This is a genomic window from Paenibacillus sp. FSL M8-0228 (genome assembly GCF_038007385.1).
Lineage (GTDB): Bacteria > Bacillota > Bacilli > Paenibacillales > Paenibacillaceae > Paenibacillus > Paenibacillus polymyxa_D.
In genome coordinates this window covers 3,251,653-3,272,571 of record NZ_JBBOXA010000001.1, presented here as the reverse complement: position 1 = coordinate 3,272,571, position 20,919 = coordinate 3,251,653, and the positions used below count along the sequence as shown (strand labels likewise).

The window sequence follows — 20,919 nt, the reverse complement described above, 5'->3', positions numbered from 1 at the left end:
TAACCAATATATCGACAACCGCATAACAATATATGAAGTCAACGGATGTAAAAAGGTGGGGAGGGAATAAGGATGAAAAACGGCGCTCGTTTCAAAGCTGTGGTGGCTGCGGCACTACTCGGATTACTGTTGCTCAGTGGGTGCACCCCCAAAGGGGGGGAGCAGACAATTGAGATCAGACTAGGCGAGGTAGCCCGTACGGTCTTTTATGCGCCGCAGTATGTAGCCTTGAGCCAGGGAATGTTTGCTCAGGAGGGACTGGATGTCCAATTGGCAACGATTCCCGGGGGGGACAAGGCGATGACGGCGTTGTTGTCCAACCAGGCGGATATCGCGCTCATCGGCGCGGAAACATCTATTTATGTGTATCAGCAAGGAGCAGAGGACCCTATCATTAATTTTGCCCAACTGACACAGAAGGATGGAACCTTTTTGTTTGCCCGTCAAACGCAGGATAACTTTGCATGGAAAAAGCTGAAAGGACAAAATTTTTTGGGGCAACGCAAGGGAGGAATGCCGCAAATGTCACTTGAATTTACGCTTCGCAAACACGGCATTGATCCTCATAAGGATCTGAAGCTGATTCAAAATATTGATTTTGCTAATGTTGCCTCTGCTTTCGGCTCGGGTACAGGGGATTATGTACAGCTATTTGAGCCACAGGCATCTATTTTTGAAAAGGCAGGTCGTGGGCGGGTAGTTGCCTCTATCGGTGTGGAGAGCGGCGAATTGCCGTATACGGTATATATGGCTAAGCAAAGCTACCTGAAGGCAAATAGCGAGGCTGCACAGAAATTTACAAATGCTGTATATCGGGCACAACAGTGGATTGCTACGCATTCACCTGAACAGATTGCCGAAGCAATCACGCCCTATTTTAAAGATACAGATTTAGCTATTTTGACGAGTAGTATCAAGCGATATAAGGAACAGAGCACCTATGCTTTGAACCCGATGATTGAGGAAAAGGAATGGAAGAACTTACAGGATGTCATGACCTCGGCAGGGGAGCTTAAAAGTCCAGTTGCACTGGATAAGCTAGTGAACCCAAGTTTTGCCCAACAAGCGATTTCGTCAAATTCTACCGGAAATACTGAACCGCCTGTGAAAAAGAGCACAACTGAATCTACGGATGCAGGTGTCGATGCTGGAGGTTCGTCATGATGGAGGAACGGAGTGATCTAACTTCGGACGCGACAAGACCGATGGTGAGACTGGAGCAAGTGACGCATGTCTATGTAACGGATCGTGAAGCTTCGCTGGCGGTTGAGAATATTGATTTTTCCGTAGAGACAGGGGAGTTTGTCAGCTTGGTCGGCCCAAGCGGCTGCGGCAAAACGACGATCCTGTCCATGATCGCAGGGCTACTGCGTCCAGCGGCAGGCCTAGTCATGTTGCAAGGTCAGCCGGTAAGTGGGCCGAGTCCAGAAGTTGGTTACATGCTGCAGCAGGATTATCTGTTCCCGTGGCGGACGATCATGGAGAACGCATTGTTGGGTCTGGAACTAGCCAACAGAGTAGATGAAGCTGCACGTGAGCAGACAAGGCTGTTACTGGAAGGCATGGGTCTGGGAGGGAAGGAGCATCTGCATCCATCCCAGTTGTCTGGGGGAATGCGCCAGCGCGTGGCGCTGGTACGGACGCTGGCGACCAATCCGGGATTGCTGCTGCTGGATGAGCCGTTCTCCGCGCTGGATTATCAAACCAAGCTACAGCTGGAAGATCTGATTGCGGAAACCTTGCGCGAGCGGAGGAAGACGGCTATTTTAGTCACACATGATTTGGCCGAAGCCATTGCGGTCAGTGACCGGATTATAGTGATGGGTCGAAATCCTGGTCATGTCCGACGTACCTTCGAGATTCCGGGTTGCATCCGAGAAGCTCAGCCTTTTTATGCACGCGAGCAGCCGGGTTTTAATGAGCTTTTTCATGAAATATGGGGTGAACTGGAGGCTTCGGGAGCAAAGGAGTGAGTTAACGTATGAAGGACGAAGCGGATCAGCTTGAGCAACGTTGGATTCAAGGACTACATCAGGCGTATTTACGCAGCAGGCGTTCGCAACGATGGTTAGTGACAGGGGTACAGACAGCTATTTTACTGCTTTTGTTTGTATTATGGGAAATTGCAGGTCGATTGAAGTGGATTGATGTACTGTTGTTCAGCTATCCGAGCAAAATTTTCACCCAGATCGGTAAGGATGCGGTCAGTGGTGAATTATGGGGACATGTAGGTGTCACCGTGGGAGAGACGATGGCGGGGTTTTTACTCGGTACACTGTTAGGTACGTTGCTGGCTGTACTTATTTGGTGGTCACCGTTTTTGTCGAGGGTGCTTGACCCCTATATGGTCGTGTTCAACAGTATGCCTAAGGTGGCGCTAGGTCCAATTTTTATCGTTATGTTTGGGGCGGGATTTACTGCTATTCTAATGACAACCCTCTCCATTACGGTCATCATTACGACACTAGTCGTATACAACAGCTTTCAGGAAGTCGATTCGAATCTAATCAAAGTGGTTCGCACGTTTGGCGGATCACGCCGTGATACGTTTCAAAAGGTGATTTTGCCTGCATCCTTTCCTGCAATTGTCTCTACACTGAAAGTGAATGTGGGTATGGCATGGGTTGGCGTGATTGTTGGTGAATTTCTGGTGGCTAAAAACGGCTTAGGCTATTTGATTATCTATGGTTTTCAGGTATTCAATTTCACGCTGGTTATGTCCAGTTTGTTGATCATTGCTGTCGTAGCTACTCTGATGTATCAGGCGGTCGTGTATGTGGAGCATCGCCTGCTTTCGGGTCGTCCTCATCGGTAATAATAAAAGTTCTGAACATTTGTGTAAAACGTGAAAATAAAGTACCATGAAAAATGAAAATACTTAAAATTTATGAAAATGCTAAAACAGATTTCATCCAGAGAGGACAGAATTTTTTCATGGGCTTTCGTACGATTAAAACGGCTATTGCCGCATTAATGGCCGTACTTATTGCGGAGGGTTTTGGCATTCATGGTGCTACCTCAGCAGGGCTTTTAGCGATTTTGGGGGTGGATGTCACACGCAAGAGAAGTCTCCGTACTATTTCGGCGAGATTTTTTGCATCCGTCGTGGGGCTTCTTTTTGCTTGTGTTTTGTTTGTAGTATTCGGATTCCATGATTGGGTACTGGCATTATATATTTTAACGGCGTTTCCAGTCATTGTACGGGTGGGCTTTAAAGAAGGGATTGTCACCGGTTCGGTCGTGGTTTTTCGCGTATTCAGCGGCGGCGTGATTGATATGGAGGTACTGCTGACCCAGCTAGGTCTGCTAGTGATTGGACTGGGTTCCGCAATGATTGTCAATTTAGCCTATATGCCGGGTTCTGATAATACCATGCAACAAATTCGGCAGGAGGTAGATCGGACATTTTCTGTTATATTCAGAAATATGGCCAATACGCTGCGTAGTCCAGCATACATATGGGATGGCAAGGAAGTTATTGAAGCGAACAGCGTGATAGCCAAAGGGGTCACTGAGGCGGGGCGTTCCTTGGAAAATCAGATGCTTCGTCCCCAAGAGGGCTGGAATGTGTATTTTTATATGCGAAAAGAACAGCTGGATTCGATCCAAAACATGATGCAGTTGATCGCACAAATGTATCAGCATATGCCGCAGGCCAAGCTTCTGGCTGAGCTGTTCGACCAGCTTAGCAATGACGTTTTGGCTGGACATTATACGGGACAGACCGAGAAGCTGCTGGAGCAGGTTCGTGAAGAATTTAAAGCCATGGAGCTTCCCGCAACCCGGGAGGAATTTGAGATTCGTTCGGCATTATTACAGCTTACACATGAGCTTCATCAGTATTTGAAAATTGCGAAAAAGGACAAGGCCCCTACTCCAGTAAGAAATTAGAGTAAAGGCCTTGAGCGGCTACTATCCATGACGGACAGTAGCCTTTTCTTGTTCAGTGTCGGTAGAAGCCGGATGGTTTAAAGTCCGTTTGTGCCGAATTCGGTCTGTGATCCATAAGACAGCGGTGATCAGGCAAGGATACAGCATAGCCCATCCGACAAAGGGGAAAACGACCGCTGTAGAGATAAACGATATCCAACTAATGGCAACGCCCCAGCGACTACCACGTAGAAGTTTAATTCCTGCTGCGCAACCGCCGAGATAGGTCAGAATAAAGGTGGCGTTCGGGAACTGGATCAGGTTAGTGAGTGAAACAGTACCACTACCGTACAACACCATAATGATCACGAAGCAGACGCTAAGAAAAGCAATGCCTCCGATAGGGGTGTGGAATCGTTGGGATAACATGCCCATCCAGCGAAAGGCCTGTCCTTGCCGGGATAAAGCATAAGCGACACGTGAAGCGGCACCCACATAAGCAATAATAGTAGCGGTACAAATAAAGATACCCGTCAAGCCTGCAATTATCGCGCCCCATGGCCCAATAGCCCGACTAATCACCCATACGAGCGAAGCATCCGAACCCCCTGCAAGGTAACTTTGTGTGCCCACAGTAGCCAGCGCTGTTAAGAAATAAAGCAAACCAACAATGACGGCTGCAATGGTCACACCTCTAACGGCCGCCCGCCGGGGATTAGTGAATTCCTCTGACATATGGGACACGGCCTCCCAACCGATAAAGCACCAAAACAGAATCGCGGCCGCTTGACCGACGGAGAGCCAGCCATGTGGAGCAAACGGGGTGAAGTGGATTGTTTTCATCTGAGGAAGTGCTGCGGCAATGGCGAATATAAGGACAGCAACGATAGCTATGACGACTGCGATCTGAATACGTCCCGCGACCTTCATGCCGATCCAATTGATGATCAGGCCCACCGCCAGCATAGCAGCGGCTAACATCATGCGGCTTTCCTCTCCCCAGCCCATGGCTGCGGTCATATAGCCGGCTCCGGTGAGTGCGGCAACAGGAGCCCCAATCGGAACTGACATGAGAAAAAACCACCCGATATAAGCACCGGCACGTGGTGAAAAGGCCAACGTGACAAAATGCGATACTCCACCCGCATTCGGGAATTTGGCGGATAGAAGACCCATAGAAAGTGCCATTGGCAAGATGAGCAGGGTCATAAAACCCCATGCCAGCAGCGATGCCGGTCCCGCCATTTGGGCGGCAAGACCAGGCACAATCAATATTCCCGAACCCAGTACAGCTCCGATATAGAGTGCAATGGCCTGTGGAAGACCAATGGTGGATTGAAGTTTACTTTCACTTGTCATGCAGAAAAGCCTTCTTTCTATTGTTATTTTCTCCAGCTTATCAGATAATCAATCTATCGGAAAAACGGAATATAACGATTGCTTGCATCGAAAAAAACGATTGAAGGAGCGGATTATGGAATCGCGGCATTTGTTTACCTTTTTAAATGTAGTTGAGGCAGGCAGTTTTACGCGAGCAGCGCGTATACTGGATTATGCACAGTCGAGTATCACTGCTCAAATTCAAACGCTGGAGACTGAGTTGGGTACGCCGCTTTTTGATCGCATTGGCAAGAAAATCATGCTGACGGATGCCGGGCGACGTCTGCTGCCCTATGCGCAGGAAATTTCCAAGATGCATGCTATGGCTAAGGATGCGCTTCGTTCAGAAACGGAATTGGCAGGCACGCTGAAAATAGGAGCACCAGAGTCTCTGGCCGCTTTTCGTCTACCGAGTTTGATCCGTGAGTACAGGGAGCGGTATCCGAAGGTTAAAATTGTCCTCAAACCCGGCGAATGCTGGGAATTACGCGATTTGATCCGTTCCGGTGAGCTGGATTTGGCTTTTTTGCTTCAGCCCGAGACAGAGGATAGAGAACTGAATGTCACCACGCTTATTCACGAGCCGATGGCCTTGGTTGCGCCACTCGAGCATTCGCTGGTTACCTATACCCAGGTAGAGCCTGCCGACTTGAAGGATGAAACCATTTTGCATACAGAGGCAGGATGTACGTACCGTATCCTTTTTGAGCAGTATCTGAATAAACACGGTATTTTTTCAGACCCTAGCCTGGAATTTTGGAGTATTGAAGCCATCAAGCAGTGTGTCATGGCTGGGCTGGGTATTGCGTTGCTCCCGCTAGTAACGGTACAAAATGAGCTGCGAGAAGGTAAAATGGCGCGTTTAGCCTGGGATGACAGTGAACAGCAGGTGGCTACTCAGGTCGCTTATCACACGAAAAAGTGGAAATCCCCGGCTCTTAGCGAATTTTTACAGATCGTTGAGCAGCATGTAACACATTGGCGTGCATGAGTTCAAGCCATCACGGCATATGCTTATACAAATAATATTTTTTCCTTTTCGCCTATTCACTCAACATTCGCCCACAACCTGCATACATATGTATGGAATGATTGATTGTATGGAGGAGGTTCAAGAATGGCATTAAGTCATAAAAATCGTAGAGAGATTATTACCAAAGCGATCTGTGGTAAAGGTCGCAGATTCTCTACCGTAACCCATACCGTAACTCCGCCGAATAATCCGACGAGCATTTTAGGGGCATGGATTATTAACCACCAGTATGAAGCTGTGGCGGCGGGGGACGGCATTGAGGTCGTCGGGACGTATGATATCAATATTTGGTACTCATACGATAAAAACTCGCAGACCGATGTTGCCAAGGAAACGGTGTCGTACGTAGAAAATGTGCCGCTCTCGTATCTTGATCCGAAGCACCGGGCGTCTACAGTGGAAGTATCCGCCGAAGCTACACAGGAGCCGAGTTGCGTCGAGGCCAGTGTGTCTTCTGGAGGTGGCAGCGTAATGATCCGGGTCGAGCGGGAATTTGCGGTGGAGCTGGTAGCGGAAACGAAGATTGTTGTAGAAGTATTCCCGAATGGCAGCAGCGATGATTTTGACAAAGACTTTGATTTTGGAGCGGAAGAGGGGGACTATGAGGAGCTCGACCCCGACCTCATTGACGACGAGCTCTGACAGAAGCAACCAAAAAGAGGGCCGCTTTACTCTTGCGCCGGCTGATTCTGCGCAGGGGGCAAAGGCCCTCCTTTTTTGTTGTTGCGGGTTGAAATTGGATTGAAATCCGTACGTAGTTCGTAGGGGGGATATAATGCAGCAGCCAGGACAGGCGCTCATACGCTTCAGGCAGATGCCAAATGATGAAAAAAAGCGTAGACTGGAGCGTTCAGGCATAGCGGTGCAGTGGATGGATAGCAGTATAGCAGATTTTGCGATAGGCTACGCGGTGCAAATCCATCAACTGCGAGTATTGGAGATTCGTAGGCGTGCCATCGAAGGCCCTTCCAAAGTCCCCGCATACGATCTGTCTGAACTGGATCAACATTCACCGCTCTATGTCCGGATGGAGCGGCTAGCTGTACGTGCGTTGTATACACTGGGTTTGGACAGTGGTGAGGTGATGCTGACTCCGCTGGGGGAGCGCAGCTGTCAGGTGCGCGAAGTCTCGGCACAGCCATGGTTAAATGATAGACGTTTGGCCACGCTATATGAAATTGCTGCGCGCGAAGGGGATGTTGAGGGTGAGAATCTTTCAGCGCAACGAGGGAGAGATCGACTACTCATCGGAATGGACCCTGAATTTGTGCTGATTCGTATGCCAGAGGGACGGGTCGTGCCGGCCTCAAGATATTTGGGTCGTCTCGGCATAGCCGGCTGCGATGCTGTTACGCGTCGAGGACGAACGCTGTATCCAGTCGCTGAGCTTCGTCCAGCGCCGAGTGGAGATCCGGACCGTCTGCTGAAGCACCTGCGTCAAGCTTTTGCAACCGCAGCCCGGCGCATTACCGACCGCACACTCATCTGGCAGGCGGGGGGGATGCCGCAACCGGGTTTTCCACTGGGCGGACATCTGCATTTCAGCGGGGTTGCGCTAAACGGTGCCTTGCTCCGGGCACTGGATAACTATTTGGCACTGCCTTTGGCGCTACTGGAAGACAAGCGTGCGGCCCGGCGCAGACCGCATTATGGCAATTTGGGTGATTTTCGACGTCAGTCGTATGGAGGCTTTGAATATCGTACACTGCCCAGTTTTCTTATCTCGCCACAGCTAGCGAAAGGTGTGATTGGTATGGCGTTTCTCATTGCTACTCAATATCCGCGTTTGCAACGTAGGCCGCTGGGTGAAGAGGAGGCTCACAGAGCCTTTTATGAAGGAAATCAATTTGTGCTTAAGGAGTATATGGAACCTCTTATTTTGGATATGGTTTCACTGGAAATATACTCGCAATATGAAGCTTATGTAGCGCCATTGCTGGACAGCCTCCGCAAGGGGAAGCAGTGGGATGAATCACGGGATTTGCGCCCCTTTTGGAAGCTTACGTAAAATCAAGTGTCGACACCAGGAATGGTTTCATGTTATCGACTGTCATTTTTGATATAATGAGAGATAATTATAAGTTTAAACGGAACAAAGTGTGGGGGTTAGTAAACGGTATGTCTAAATATACACCGATGATTGAGCAGTATTTATCCATAAAAGAGCAGGCTAAAGATGCATTTTTGTTTTTCCGTCTGGGAGATTTTTACGAGATGTTTTTCGATGATGCAATTCTTGCATCCAAGGAGCTGGAAATTGCACTTACGGGTCGTGAGGGTGGCGCCACGGAAAAAATTCCGATGTGCGGCGTGCCTTATCATTCAGCGGAAAATTACATACAGCGCCTCATTGAGAAAGGTTATAAAGTGGCCATCTGTGAGCAAATGGAGGAAGCCTCAGCTACGAAGGGGATGGTGCGGCGGGATATTGTCCGCGTTGTGACCCCGGGTACAGTAATGGAAGGCAAGGTGCTGGGTGATAAATCCAACAACTACATGGTATGTGTCACAGAGACGGACGGGATGCTGGCTCTTGCGGCGTGCGACTTGTCAACAGGTGAATTGTATGTGACCTCTGTGCCTGATTCGAAAGAATGGCTACTAGATGAAATAAACATTTATGAGCCGTCCGAAATGTTGGGGGATGGTCATCTGCTTGATTTTGTGGCTTCCCGTATGTCCCCCGTTGGACGGCGTGTTGTGTATACGGCCTGGGACAAATCCAAGGATGATTTGGTTCGGGATCAATTTGGCGAAGCCACGTGGGCAAGGCTTACGGAGGAACGCAGACGGTGCGTATCACGCTTGATTTCCTATTTGAATGAAACGCAAAAAAGATCGTTAGGCCAATTGACCCAAATCTCCGTATATGAGCCAAACCATTTTATGATTCTGGATCCATTTACCCGCAGAAATCTGGAACTGGTGGAGACAGTACGTGAACGCTCCAAGAAAGGCTCGCTGCTGTGGCTGTTGGATCGCACAGAGACTTCCATGGGAGCGCGTCTGTTGCGTCGTTGGATCGACAAGCCGTTGTTGAGCGGCAGTCTTATTGAGGAACGCTTGGAGGCGGTGGACAAGCTATACCACCAGTTTATTTTCCGAGAGGATGTACGTGCTCAGCTTAAAGAGATTTACGATCTGGAGCGTCTGGTTGGGCGGATTGCCTTTGGTAGTGCTAATGCACGCGATCTGATCGCTCTCAAGCTGTCGCTGGTCCGAATTCCTTCTTTACGCGAATTGTGCGCTGAATCTCCTTCGAAGACGCTGAGACAGATTGCACAAACGCTGGATAGCTGTACAGACCTGTGTACATTGATTGAGGAAGCGGTGGCGGATGAACCGCCGATTTCCGTAAGGGATGGAGGTCTTATTAAGGAAGGCTACCATCAGCGTCTGGACGAACTGCGCGAGGCGAGTGTGAACGGTAAACGTTGGATCGCTGAGCTAGAGGCCAAGGAACGTGCAGCAACCGGCATTCGGTCACTTAAAATTGGATATAACAAAGTATTTGGTTATTATATCGAGGTGACCAAATCCAATTTGGCTTCATTACCAGAAGGTCGATATGAACGCAAACAGACGTTGGCGAATGCGGAACGGTATATTACACCGGAGTTGAAGGAAAAGGAATCTCTAATTCTGGAAGCCGAGGATAAAATGGTTGATCTGGAGTATACGCTTTTCTCCGAGCTTCGCAGTAAACTAAACGCTGAAATTCCCCGTTTGCAAAAGCTGGCAGAGCAAGTGGCTGAAATTGACGTGTATCAGTCGCTGGCATCGGTTAGCGCGGAACGGGGATTCGTGAAACCTGAGCTGACTACAGGATATGATTTCGTAGTGGAGCAGGGTCGCCATCCCGTGGTGGAGGCTGTAATGAAAGATGGCGGTTTTATCGCCAACAGCACGGTATTGGAGGAAGCGGATGCGCATATTCTACTTATCACCGGGCCGAACATGGCTGGGAAAAGTACGTATATGCGTCAGGTCGCACTTATTGCAATTATGGCTCAAATTGGCTGTTTTGTCCCTGCTGCACGTGCCAAGGTGCCGATGCTGGATCGCATTTTCACACGGATCGGCGCAGCGGATGATCTTATCGGCGGGCAGAGTACGTTTATGGTCGAAATGGCAGATATCCAAGTAATGACGGACAAAGCAACTCCGCGAAGCTTGATCATTATTGATGAACTGGGACGAGGTACGTCTACCAGTGAAGGAATGGCAATTGCACAGGCAGTCATCGAATTTGTCCATGACACGATCGGCTGTAAGGCACTGGTATCCACGCATTTCCATGAGCTGGCGCATTTGGAGCAAGGCCTGTCTTCGCTGCGAAATTACTCTATGGCCGTGCAGGAAAGCGGCGACAAAGTGAATTTCCTGCGCAAGCTCATACCGGGAGCGGCTAGCAGTAGCTATGGTATTTATTGTGCTCGGCTTGCAGGCTTGCCCAATAACATTATTGAGCGAGCGAATGGACTGCTGAATGGTTTTGAACAGGCAGCGGCTCAAGTAACGGCAGGTACCGAGATAGTAGTAGGAGGGAAGGAAGGGACTGATCTTCGTACAGTTTCAGGGACAGAGGATATTTCTTCTTTGACCAAATATAATTCAGGCCAGACATTGCGAGAAAGCGGAGAAACTGCATCATCAGCTCAGTCTTTATCACAGCAGGCGACCCTGGTAAAAGAAGATACTCTACAGACTGTGGAGGATTCCAGCAGGTTGGAGCAAGGAGCAACCGAAGTGGTACAGCTGTCCATTTTTGGAGAGCAGGAGCTTGCCACCTCCAAGCCCCACGCAGAGACAGTAGAGACGAATCCAATTGTGCGCCAAATTTTGCGCAAGGTGAAGAATGCTGATGTCATGAATATGACTCCTTTACAGGCAATGCAGCTATTAAATGATCTTAAAAATAAGGCCAATGGCCTGTAGTAAAAATAAGTGACATTATTCTTATTTTTCATCGCACTTTGAAGTCAGGAGGAGGTTAAAAGGATGTCTAAAATTCGGGTACTGGATGAACATATTGCGAACCAGATTGCTGCCGGTGAGGTCGTGGAGCGTCCAGCCTCCGTCGTGAAGGAACTGGTGGAAAATGCGATTGATGCAGGCGGTACGCGGGTGGACGTATGGGTAGAAGAGGGCGGCTTGCAAAGTATCCGGGTGACGGATAATGGAAGTGGCATTGAGCCTGAAGACGTGGAAACGGCATTCTATCGGCACGCGACAAGTAAAATTGGACATGGTCGCGACCTGTTTCAGATCACAAGTCTCGGCTTTCGGGGAGAGGCGTTGCCAAGTATTGCGGCAGTATCGAAAGTAGAGTTGCTTACAGCAGCCGGAGATGACGGGCGTGCCCGTAAATTAGTGATTGAAGGCGGTAAGCTGTTGCTTCACGAGGATGCTGCTAGTAGGCAAGGGACGGATTTTACCGTACGGGAGCTGTTTTATAATACACCTGCAAGGCTGAAATATATGAAAACAATCCAGACCGAGCTGGGACACATTTCGGATGTATTGTACCGAATGGCGCTTTCGCACCCGGAAGTGGCCTTCACATTGCGGCATAATGGCAATACATTGCTGCAAACGCTGGGCAATGGTGATTTGCTGCAGGTGATTGCCGCTATTTACGGAACTTCTGCGGCGAAATCCATGCTGCTGCTAGAAGGAGAGAGCCTGGATTACCGAATTAGTGGCTATGTCAGTCGCCCAGAGTGGACGAGATCAAATCGCAATGCGATCTCGACAGTAGTGAACGGACGTTTTGTGCGTAGCTACGGGCTTAATCAGGCGTTGCTCAAGGCATATCATACCTTATTGCCGATCAATCGTTTTCCGCTGGCTGTGATCCAACTGGAAATGCATCCTTCTTTGGTGGATGTTAACGTTCATCCTGCCAAGCTGGAGGTAAGGTTTAGTAAAGAAGCTGAACTGTTTCAGCTGGTTGAAGATTCGGTAAAAGCTGTCTTAGGGCAGCAAGTGCTGATTCCGAAGGCAGTCAAGCGCGAGATCGGTGGCAAGGACAGTGGCTCGTTTGTGCAGGAGCAGTTTCACTTCTCGAAGGGAAATGGTGCGGAAGGGGATGCTCCTTCCGGCAAAGACCGGGGGGGAGCACTGCCACCTTCCGTGACTTCGCCGGAGAGCCAGGAATCGCGCCAATCCAATTACTTGAACAGGAACGAAGAGAATAACAGGGGTAGCCAGGAGCGTGAGCAACGTCCGAGCAGGGATAGTCTCTCAGCCATTGGACGGGCAAACAATCTTTCAGGTAAAAGTATTAATGATGATGAACTGGATGCAGATTTTGTGGAAGAAAACAACGGGAGTGAAGTTAAAGGGGAAGTGCCGCTTCCTGATGGGGCGACCGTACAGTCGTCCGAAGGAGATAATGCCGCAATAGGCACAACTACCTTATACAGCGGAGGGATACAGGAAACAGCTGCTTCTGCTGCTTACCCATCTTCTATGCCGCCGATTGCAGGACAAGCTACAGATTCCCGTCATTTCGCGGATCAGAAGCCGCGCCAGCAACGTCTGGATGCGGAGCAATTGGCAGCAGTGTCGGGAGAAGTTCCAGAGCTGCCTACTTTTCCTGAACTGAATTTAATCGGTCAGCACCATGGGACATATCTGATTGCGCAGAACGACCAGGGCTTGTATTTAATTGATCAACATGCCGCACATGAACGAGTCAATTATGAATTTTATTATGAAAAATTCGGCAATCCCGAGTCAGTATCGCAGGAGCTGCTACTGCCAATTACACTGGATTTTACGCCTTCCGAAACGGAAAAGTTGAAAACAAGGCTGCACTGGTTTGAACAGGCAGGGGTGTATCTGGAGCATTTTGGCGGTCAAACCTTCCGTGTCAGCTCTTACCCGTACTGGCTTCCCCAAGGGGAAGAAGCGGATGTCATTGAGGAAATGGCCGGATGGGTGCTGGAGGAAAGAGCCATTGATCTTGCTAAGCTGCGGGAAGCAGCCTCAATCATGTGCTCCTGCCGGGCTTCGATTAAAGCAAACCAGAAGCTGACTGATCGGCAGGCTATTGTGCTGCTAGAGCGTTTGGCAGCGTGCAAACAACCTTATACTTGCCCTCATGGGCGACCTATTGTGGTTTCCTTTTCCACATATGATTTAGAGAAGCTGTTTAAAAGAGTAATGTAAGGGAGTATATATATGTTGCAGGATCGGGAAAACCGTGAAGAAGAGCAGTCGAGCCTACGGGAAAAGCAAGTCGAATTACTCGTCACGACAGGGGATTCCCCCTCGGCTGAGGTTGTGGAGCGAGCGAAGTTGCTTGCAGCCGAGTTAGGGGCGCTGTATGCCCCTCGTCGTGGCATATCGGTAGCTAAGCTAATTGCGGCTCACAGAGTCCGTCAAGCGTTGGTTCTGGTGCAGGGCGGAGTAAGGCTGATTAGCCCAGAACAACCACCGATGGCTTTTCACCCCAGTATGGGCTTCATTCGCGCCAAACGGGTATTAAAGGGTGAACCTGACCCGATGTTGACGGCTGCCCGGATCGTCCCGGGTGATACCGTGCTGGATTGCACTGCAGGACTTGGTACGGATTCTCTTCTATTTTCAATTGGAACGGGAAGCTCTGGACAAGTCACGGCTGTGGAGAGTTCTTTCCCCGTCTACGCTTTAATCAAGGATGGAATGAGGCATTACCGTTCCGGCAACGCTGAAGTAGATAAAGCCTTTTCCAACATTGACGTTCGTTTTGGTTATCATTTGGACTATTTGCGTAGTTTGCCGGATCGCAGTATAGATATTATTTATTTTGACCCTATGTTTCGTGATCCGTTGCTCGATTCCAGCGCAATTGGTCCATTGAGAGGGTTGGCAAATCCAGACGCGTTGAGTGAGGAAAGTATTGTTCATGCGAAACGGATTGCACGAAAAACAATTGTATTAAAAGAAAAACGGGGTAGCGGGGAATTTGCCCGCCTCGGCTTCCGTGTAGAGCAGCGGGGCACAACGAAAACAGTGTACGGAGTGATCGATATTGACAGTGGCACCTAAGCCTAAACTACTCGTTCTTGTTGGCCCGACTGCGGTTGGCAAGACGAAACTAAGCATTGAGATGGCTCGACAATTTGACGCGGAAATTATTTCCGGGGATTCCATGCAGGTATACCGTCATATGGACGTTGGAACTGCCAAAATTTCCGAACAGGAAATGGAAGGAATCAAGCACCATTTAATTGATATTCATGAGCCTGAATACCCATATTCAGTAGCCCAATTTCAGGAGGACTGTCGTCGTCTCATACCTGATATTCAATCTAGAGGAAAGCTACCGTTTATCGTAGGCGGAACAGGTTTATATGTAGAATCAGTCTGCTATGAATACCAGTTTTCCGAGGTAGGGGCTGACGAAGCTTTTCGTCAGGAGCAGCTGGACTATGCCGAACAGTTTGGAGCTGACGCGCTTCATGCGCGACTACAGGCGGTTGATCCCGAAAGTGCACTTCGTTTGCATCCTAATGATCGTCGTCGTGTCGTTCGGGCACTGGAAATTTACCATGTTAGCGGAACGACACTTAGCTCTCAACTTGCCAGTCAAAAAAAGGAATCTCCCTACCAACTCTGCATCGTAGGTTTGACAATGGATAGGCAAATGCTATATAAACGTATTGAAGACCGAATTGACGGGATGCTCGATCAAGGGCTTGTGGCTGAGGTAACCTCCTTAATGGAACGGGGAGTGCGAAGCGATGCCATCTCCATGCAAGGTCTAGGCTATAAAGAGATATCCTCCTACCTGCGGGGAGAGGTGTCTTTGGAAGAGGCGGTGACTTGGCTAAAACGGGATACGCGTCATTTTGCGAAGCGACAGCTCTCGTGGTTTCGCCATATGAAGGATATCCAGTGGGTAGATGTCACTGATTTCGGAAATTTTTCTGCTCATGCAGCCCAAATACACGAAATTATAGCAGGAAAGTTCCGGACAGACCTTGAATATACTTCAAAACAATCCAAATGATTATTGGGGGTACGGCTAAAATGAACAAGTCCATTAATATCCAAGATACGTTTCTGAATCAATTGCGCAAGGATTCTATACCTGTAACGGTATACCTCATCAATGGATTTCAGGTGCGAGGGACGATTAAAGCATTTGACAATTTTACGATTGTGATCGACTCGGATGGAAAGCAGCAGCTGATTTACAAGCATGCCATCTCCACCTTTACACCGCAACGCAATGTATCGCTTGTACAGCAGCAGGATAGCGCTAGCGATAACTGATTACGGCTTGACGGTCGTCCGGGTTCATGAAACTTTTCAGGCGTCCGTCTCGTCTAACTGTATAGGAATGTGACCGGGAGCAACCTGATCAGGGTTGTTCTTTTCATTCCGTTTACTTTCAAGCTGCCGACAGCAAGCTTTAAGCTTATGTTAGGTACCATATGATTATTCGCGAAAGGGAGTCAGGGGAATGCCAAACGATTCATTGTCCAGATCCGGCAATCGCAATAGAAACACATCTAAAGAGAAGCCGAAGGGCAAGAAAAAGAAAATTACAGGTAAGCGAATTGGATGGACGCTGTTTATTACCGCGGCGGTAGCTATATTTTGCGCACTTGGTGGCTATTTATTTGTCATGGTAAATGGCGAAAAAATTTACGATGCGAACAAGGACAAAATTACAGTGAATGAGACATCAAAGGTTTATGACCGCAACGGTGTGCTCATGGGTGAGTTGTCTGTGCAAAAAAGTGATCCTGTCAAAAGTGAAGAAATACCAGACTTGCTCAAAAAAGCTTTTATTGCAACCGAGGATAAGCGTTTTATGGAGCATCAAGGAGTTGATATTTGGTCTATCGGTCGGGCAGCCGTTAAGGATATCGTGGCCCGTTCGGCAGTGGAGGGCGGCAGTACGCTAACTCAGCAGCTGGCCAAAAACTTGTTTTTGACACGTGACAAAACCTTTTTCCGTAAAGCGACAGAGGTATCCATCGCAATGGCGCTGGAGCGGAGGTTGACTAAAGATGAAATTATTACTCTCTACTTAAATCGGATTTGGTTTGGACGCTCCTATTCTGGAATTAAGGCAGCGTCGGAAGGTTATTTTGGGCAAACCAACTTAAAAGAATTAAAATTGTGGCAAATTGCTACATTGGCAGCTATTCCGAAAGGGCCTTCCAAGTATAATCCGATCAGTAACCCGGAGAACTCGAAGGCACGACGTGCGGTGGTTCTCCAGCTGATGTTTGAGCAGGGGATGATTGGAAAGCAAGAGATGGAAGAGGCCAAGGCTGTAAATTACAATTACAAACAACCAGAAAAAGTTCAAAAGTATCAAAATTTTATGGAATACGTCATGGATGAGGCAGAGGATGCACTGCCAGGAGTTAGCGGCAATGATCTGATTATTGGCGGTTACAAAATTCATACCACAATGGATGCCCAGGCTCAAAATGCGCTGGATCAGGCGATGGCAGATGATGACATGTTCGAAAAAAGTCCTGACGATCAGCCAGTTCAAGCTTCGATGGTCATTATTAACAACCAGACAGGTGGAATTGCCGCGATGGCACCCGGACGGGATTACAAAAAGGGAACCTTCAATCGTGCGACACAGAGCCGCAGACAGCCAGGATCGGCCTTCAAGCCGATTGTAGCCTATGCGCCAGCTCTCGAATCCGGTAAATTTACGATGGATACTCCTTTGAGTAACGAACGCCAGAGCTTTAACGGATACAGTCCGAAAAACTTGCATGGTTACTCGTCGACCATCAGCATGCTCGACGCGATTACGAAGTCTGAAAATATTCCACCTGTATGGTTGCTGAACCAAATCGGTGTGGAAAAAGGGGTTCAATTTGCCGAGAGCGTAGGCATTCCGATGGACAAAAACGATCACTCACTTGCTATCGCATTGGGTGGATTAAGCAAAGGAACGAATACCCTTGAAATGGCGCAGGCGTACAGCGCTTTTGCTAATAAAGGACAATTCCAAAAAGCTTATTCTATTAAGCAAATTAACAATAGTGATGATCAAGTTGTTTATACTCATGAAGAGGAAACTAAATCTGTAATGAGTGAAAAAACGGCTTATGAAATGACACAAATGATGCAAAATGTAGTCAATAGCGGCACAGGTCGCAAAGCACGCATTGACTGGCCTGTAGCCGGTAAAACGGGTACGACCCAAAGTGGAATTAGCGGTAATAGTGGTAACCGGGACATCTGGTTTGTCGGTTATACGCCAGAATATACCGGAGCAGTATGGATGGGTTATGATAAGCCGGACAGTAAACATATGCTCAGAAACTATAGTGGGCAGTCGGCAGCCTTTTTCGGAAGGGTCATGGGTGAAGCTCTCAAGGGGCATCCGGTTACGCAATTCAGCGAGCCGAAGGGATATGAACCACCAGTTGAGCAGAAGCCAGAAGAGCCGGTTCAGGCTACCGCTCCAAGCGGACTGAGCGGGTCTTATAGTCAGGACACCCAAATTGTATCGTTGTCCTGGAATGCGGCAGAGGGAGACAATGTACAATACCGTGTTTATCGTAAAGAGTCTTCCGAAGGAAGCTTCAGGACGATTATGGAGGCGATGAGAGGCACGAGTGGCGAAGATACGTCTCCTGTAGCTGGAAAAACGTATCAATACTATGTCGTAGCTTATGGAACGGATGGTAAAGAATCCGCAGCTTCGAATACGATTAGTGTAGAAATTCCGACAGAGACTACTCCGATAGATCCGCAGCTAGGAAATGATCCTAATCAGGATGGAACTGTACCGGATAATGGCGAGAATATAGATGGTCAGGACGGCACAGACCAGGGGAATACGACTCCTGGAGGTACTGATAACGGTACTGGTTCTGACCAAGTACCAACGTCTCCTGGAGGTAACAATGGAAATGGTACTGGAGGCACAGGCAACAGTAACGACAATTTTGGGAACGGAAACGATACAAATACGGGGAATGGTCAGACGACTACGCCGGATTCAGGTATAACTGATGAAAATACTATGACCAATCCAGAAAATACAGATGCATCTACCACAGGTGCTATTATGGATGGAAGTCAGGAAAGCAAATCCAACGGTCATTCAAACTCCAATCGTGGACGTCACAACCGGGATTAGCAAATATGTTTTATGTAAGATGATATTGGCTTCAAATCAAAGGTATTTTCGGACTGTTTTGACAGTCTGAAAATACCTTTTTTGCTGTAATACAGGGGTTCTTTTTGAGTGTACAGTTTAAATATGGTAAGCTGGTTTTACCAATGTTGGAGAGGAACATCATTTATGAAGCGCAAATTCGGAGACCGGGCCAACTGGCGCAGAATCACCAATCGCAAGTTTGCTTGCCGGTATGTAGAAAGTGACGCGTTTACAGGATATATGACCCTGTATACCATTTTGAGTCTCAAGGAGCCGTTATGGAAGAGTTACGGTGGTCATACGTTTTGCATAGCCGATAAAGGATATTCCTGGCTGCAATATTATCCAAAAGGTGAGCACTATGTGGTGACTGCTATGTTTGACAATCGGGAGCAAATCGTTGAATGGTATATTGATACCTGCCGAAATCAGGGTGTGACTGATCAAGGAGTCCCTTGGTTTGACGATCTGTATTTGGATGTTGTGGTGCTTAAAAACGGTGAAATCTTCCTGGTGGATGAGGATGAATTGGAGGAGGCATTACAACGGGGGCATATCTCAACGCAAGAGGCAGAATTGGCTAACCGTACAGCGGCTGATGTGTTACATCAGATAGATGCCCACGTGTTCCCTTATTTTAAAATGTCGCTGAAACACCGATCAGAATGGTTTCACAACGGTGATTTCAAGAGAGAACGGTGAAAGTTTTGCAGTGGATTAAAGACATCGGGCCCCAACGCCCTGAGTTGAAAAGCAGGCAGAGTCGCCTTAAGAAAATATCTATGGTAACCAAGCGTCTTGTACTTTCTTTGATAATTTTCATTTTGATCGGATTGGTATGGGCAGGAATCCGAGTGTGGAACATGAATACGGCCGCCTCTACCACTCCGCTCCAGCAAGTGCAAATTGGTATCGTATTAGGTGCTTCTATGTGGGGGGCTGAGCCCAGTCCTGGATTGAAGGAAAGGCTGGAAGAAGCCTTGCGCTTATACCGCAACGGGACGGTACAGCATCTAATTGTAAGTGGTGGACTGGATAAACCCGATTTTCCGTATACGGAGGCTGAGGGCATGCAACGCTATTTGGTAGATAGAGGGGTCCCTGTACAGCATATTGTGTTGGAAAACCATGCGACCAGTACTTACGAAAATCTGCTCTATAGCCAGCGCATTATGAAGGAATATGGATGGACCTCTACCGTGATCATCACACATAGCTATCATGGCCCTCGGGCGATGGAGATTGCTCAATTCTTAAAGTTTGATCATCCTCAGATGGCTCTGACGGAATCTAAAGTGCTGAATATGCCAATTCATCAATCAAGAGAAGTATTGGCATACGCTAAATGGACGCTGCAACGGTGGTGGATCAGCGCTCAAACTTGGGTTGCCTGAATTAAAGAAAAGGCTTTGTGCACGTTCCCGTTGCTTTTATGCTAATAAGGACATGCCAGACCGAATACATTAATAGGGTAAGCTGTGCCTGAAGAAATGTTGAGGTGATGGATGCATGAACGGACGGGGAATCGCCGCGGGCAAGCGGTCGGAGGAGAGACCTTCCAGACAAATTAATGTCGTGCTGCGTAGCCCGGAGCCGATAGCTTCGGTGACTGTGGACGAGACGGAAGCAGTGGCTTCAACCAAGTCACAGGCGCTACCGCAGTATCTCAGTCTTTATCAGGAAATTCAGAAAGAACTCGATCATCTCGTCGGCTTGGATAACATCAAAGACCTTGTATTTGAGGTATATGCCTTTTTGCAAATCGCTCATATGCGCACGGATGCGGGATTATTGAGTAATGCACACGTATATCACATGATTTTCAAAGGAAATCCAGGTACGGGGAAAACGACAGTAGCCCGCATTATCGCTAAAATGCTGCAAAAAATGGGGGTACTGAGCAAAGGTCATCTGATTGAGGTGGAGAGGGCTGATCTGGTCGGTGAGTATATTGGCCACACGGCACAAAAAACGCGAGATCTGGTAAAGAAATCTCTTGGCGGCGTGTTGTTCATTGACGAGGCTTACAGTTTGGCACGCGGAGGGGAAAAGGATTTTGGAAAAGAAGCGATTGATACCTTGGTAAAGTCCATGGAAGATCAAAAAAATCAATTTATTTTGATTCTCGCTGGATACTCGGGGGAAATGGACTTTTTTCTACGAACAAATCCTGGTCTTCCTTCTCGCTTTCCAATCCAGTTGGATTTTCCTGATTATACTGTGGATCAGCTTATCCAAATTTCCGAGATGATGGCCAAGGAGCGGGATTATATTCTCATGCCTCAGTCCATAATTAAAATGAAAGAGCATTTGCTAAACGAGCGTAATGACAGTCTTCATGCATTTAGTAATGCACGATATGTTCGTAACGTGATTGAAAAAGCGATTCGGCACCAAGCTGTCAGGTTGCTCAATCAGTACCGGAGCGGGCAACCTGGCAAACAGGAATTGATGACGCTGCGTCCAGAGGATTTGAAAATGGACAAAAGATAGGCGA

The 20,919-nt window shown here is 48.2% G+C and carries 17 protein-coding genes; 16 read left to right on the top strand and 1 reads right to left on the bottom strand.

The features are described 5' to 3' along the window. Positions 1 to 72 precede the first annotated feature (72 nt). From MKY98_RS14445 to MKY98_RS14430, 4 genes are all read left to right on the top strand, one after another. Positions 73 to 1,164 carry an ABC transporter substrate-binding protein gene (locus MKY98_RS14445; protein WP_069010623.1) on the top strand — a complete coding sequence of 364 codons (1,092 nt, stop codon included), beginning with the start codon at positions 73 to 75 and terminating at the stop codon, positions 1,162 to 1,164. Continuing rightward, complete coding sequence (locus MKY98_RS14440) at positions 1,161 to 1,973, top strand: ABC transporter ATP-binding protein (RefSeq protein WP_069010621.1); 813 nt, start codon at positions 1,161 to 1,163, stop codon at positions 1,971 to 1,973. Before MKY98_RS14445 ends, MKY98_RS14440 begins: the two co-directional genes overlap by 4 nt. 8 nt (positions 1,974 to 1,981) lie before the next feature. Continuing rightward, positions 1,982 to 2,815 (top strand): ABC transporter permease, encoded by an 834-nt coding sequence (locus tag MKY98_RS14435; protein ID WP_013310592.1) that lies wholly within the window; start codon positions 1,982 to 1,984, stop codon positions 2,813 to 2,815. A 119-nt stretch (positions 2,816 to 2,934) separates the two neighbouring features. Beyond that, the gene (locus tag MKY98_RS14430) at positions 2,935 to 3,891 is read left to right on the top strand and encodes an aromatic acid exporter family protein (protein WP_029518125.1); all 957 of its coding nucleotides are present in this window, start codon (positions 2,935 to 2,937) and stop codon (positions 3,889 to 3,891) included. A 21-nt stretch (positions 3,892 to 3,912) separates the two neighbouring features. Here MKY98_RS14430 and MKY98_RS14425 read toward each other — a convergent pair whose 3' ends face one another. Further along, positions 3,913 to 5,229 carry an amino acid permease gene (locus MKY98_RS14425; RefSeq protein WP_029518124.1) on the bottom strand — a complete coding sequence of 439 codons (1,317 nt, stop codon included), beginning with the start codon at positions 5,227 to 5,229 and terminating at the stop codon, positions 3,913 to 3,915. A gap of 115 nt (positions 5,230 to 5,344) precedes the next feature. Here MKY98_RS14425 and MKY98_RS14420 point away from each other — a divergent pair, with 115 nt between their 5' ends. From MKY98_RS14420 to MKY98_RS14365, 12 genes are all read left to right on the top strand, one after another. Next, complete coding sequence (locus MKY98_RS14420) at positions 5,345 to 6,241, top strand: LysR family transcriptional regulator (RefSeq protein ID WP_029518123.1); 897 nt, start codon at positions 5,345 to 5,347, stop codon at positions 6,239 to 6,241. A gap of 126 nt (positions 6,242 to 6,367) precedes the next feature. After that, the gene (locus tag MKY98_RS14415; protein ID WP_013310588.1) at positions 6,368 to 6,925 is read left to right on the top strand and encodes an outer spore coat protein CotE; all 558 of its coding nucleotides are present in this window, start codon (positions 6,368 to 6,370) and stop codon (positions 6,923 to 6,925) included. Positions 6,926 to 7,058: 133 nt separating this feature from the next. Further along, the gene (locus MKY98_RS14410) at positions 7,059 to 8,291 is read left to right on the top strand and encodes a putative amidoligase domain-containing protein (RefSeq protein WP_176715692.1); all 1,233 of its coding nucleotides are present in this window, start codon (positions 7,059 to 7,061) and stop codon (positions 8,289 to 8,291) included. Between the two features lie 110 nt (positions 8,292 to 8,401). Next, positions 8,402 to 11,221: a DNA mismatch repair protein MutS gene (mutS, locus tag MKY98_RS14405; RefSeq protein WP_069010614.1), complete on the top strand. Its 2,820-nt coding sequence runs from the start codon at positions 8,402 to 8,404 to the stop codon at positions 11,219 to 11,221. 63 nt (positions 11,222 to 11,284) lie between these two features. Then, entirely contained in the window at positions 11,285 to 13,459 is a 2,175-nt protein-coding gene (gene mutL / locus MKY98_RS14400; protein ID WP_029518120.1) for a DNA mismatch repair endonuclease MutL, read from the top strand. Between the two features lie 12 nt (positions 13,460 to 13,471). After that, positions 13,472 to 14,320 (top strand): class I SAM-dependent methyltransferase, encoded by an 849-nt coding sequence (locus MKY98_RS14395; RefSeq protein WP_069010613.1) that lies wholly within the window; start codon positions 13,472 to 13,474, stop codon positions 14,318 to 14,320. Next, complete coding sequence (miaA, locus tag MKY98_RS14390; RefSeq protein ID WP_069010611.1) at positions 14,304 to 15,284, top strand: tRNA (adenosine(37)-N6)-dimethylallyltransferase MiaA; 981 nt, start codon at positions 14,304 to 14,306, stop codon at positions 15,282 to 15,284. Before MKY98_RS14395 ends, miaA begins: the two co-directional genes overlap by 17 nt. Before the next feature lie 20 nt (positions 15,285 to 15,304). Next, positions 15,305 to 15,550 carry an RNA chaperone Hfq gene (gene hfq / locus MKY98_RS14385; RefSeq protein ID WP_029518117.1) on the top strand — a complete coding sequence of 82 codons (246 nt, stop codon included), beginning with the start codon at positions 15,305 to 15,307 and terminating at the stop codon, positions 15,548 to 15,550. 190 nt (positions 15,551 to 15,740) lie between these two features. Next, positions 15,741 to 18,401: a PBP1A family penicillin-binding protein gene (locus tag MKY98_RS14380; protein ID WP_069010610.1), complete on the top strand. Its 2,661-nt coding sequence runs from the start codon at positions 15,741 to 15,743 to the stop codon at positions 18,399 to 18,401. Positions 18,402 to 18,566: 165 nt separating this feature from the next. Continuing rightward, positions 18,567 to 19,124, top strand: coding sequence for a DUF402 domain-containing protein (locus MKY98_RS14375; protein WP_069010609.1), 558 nt, complete (start codon positions 18,567 to 18,569; stop codon positions 19,122 to 19,124). Further along, on the top strand, positions 19,121 to 19,816 hold the full coding sequence (locus MKY98_RS14370; protein ID WP_029518114.1) for a YdcF family protein: 696 nt from the start codon (positions 19,121 to 19,123) through the stop codon (positions 19,814 to 19,816). The genes MKY98_RS14375 and MKY98_RS14370 overlap by 4 nt, the downstream gene beginning before the upstream one ends. A 115-nt stretch (positions 19,817 to 19,931) precedes the next feature. Continuing rightward, entirely contained in the window at positions 19,932 to 20,915 is a 984-nt protein-coding gene (locus MKY98_RS14365) for an AAA family ATPase (RefSeq protein WP_025718768.1), read from the top strand. The last annotated feature ends 4 nt before the right edge of the window (positions 20,916 to 20,919 follow it).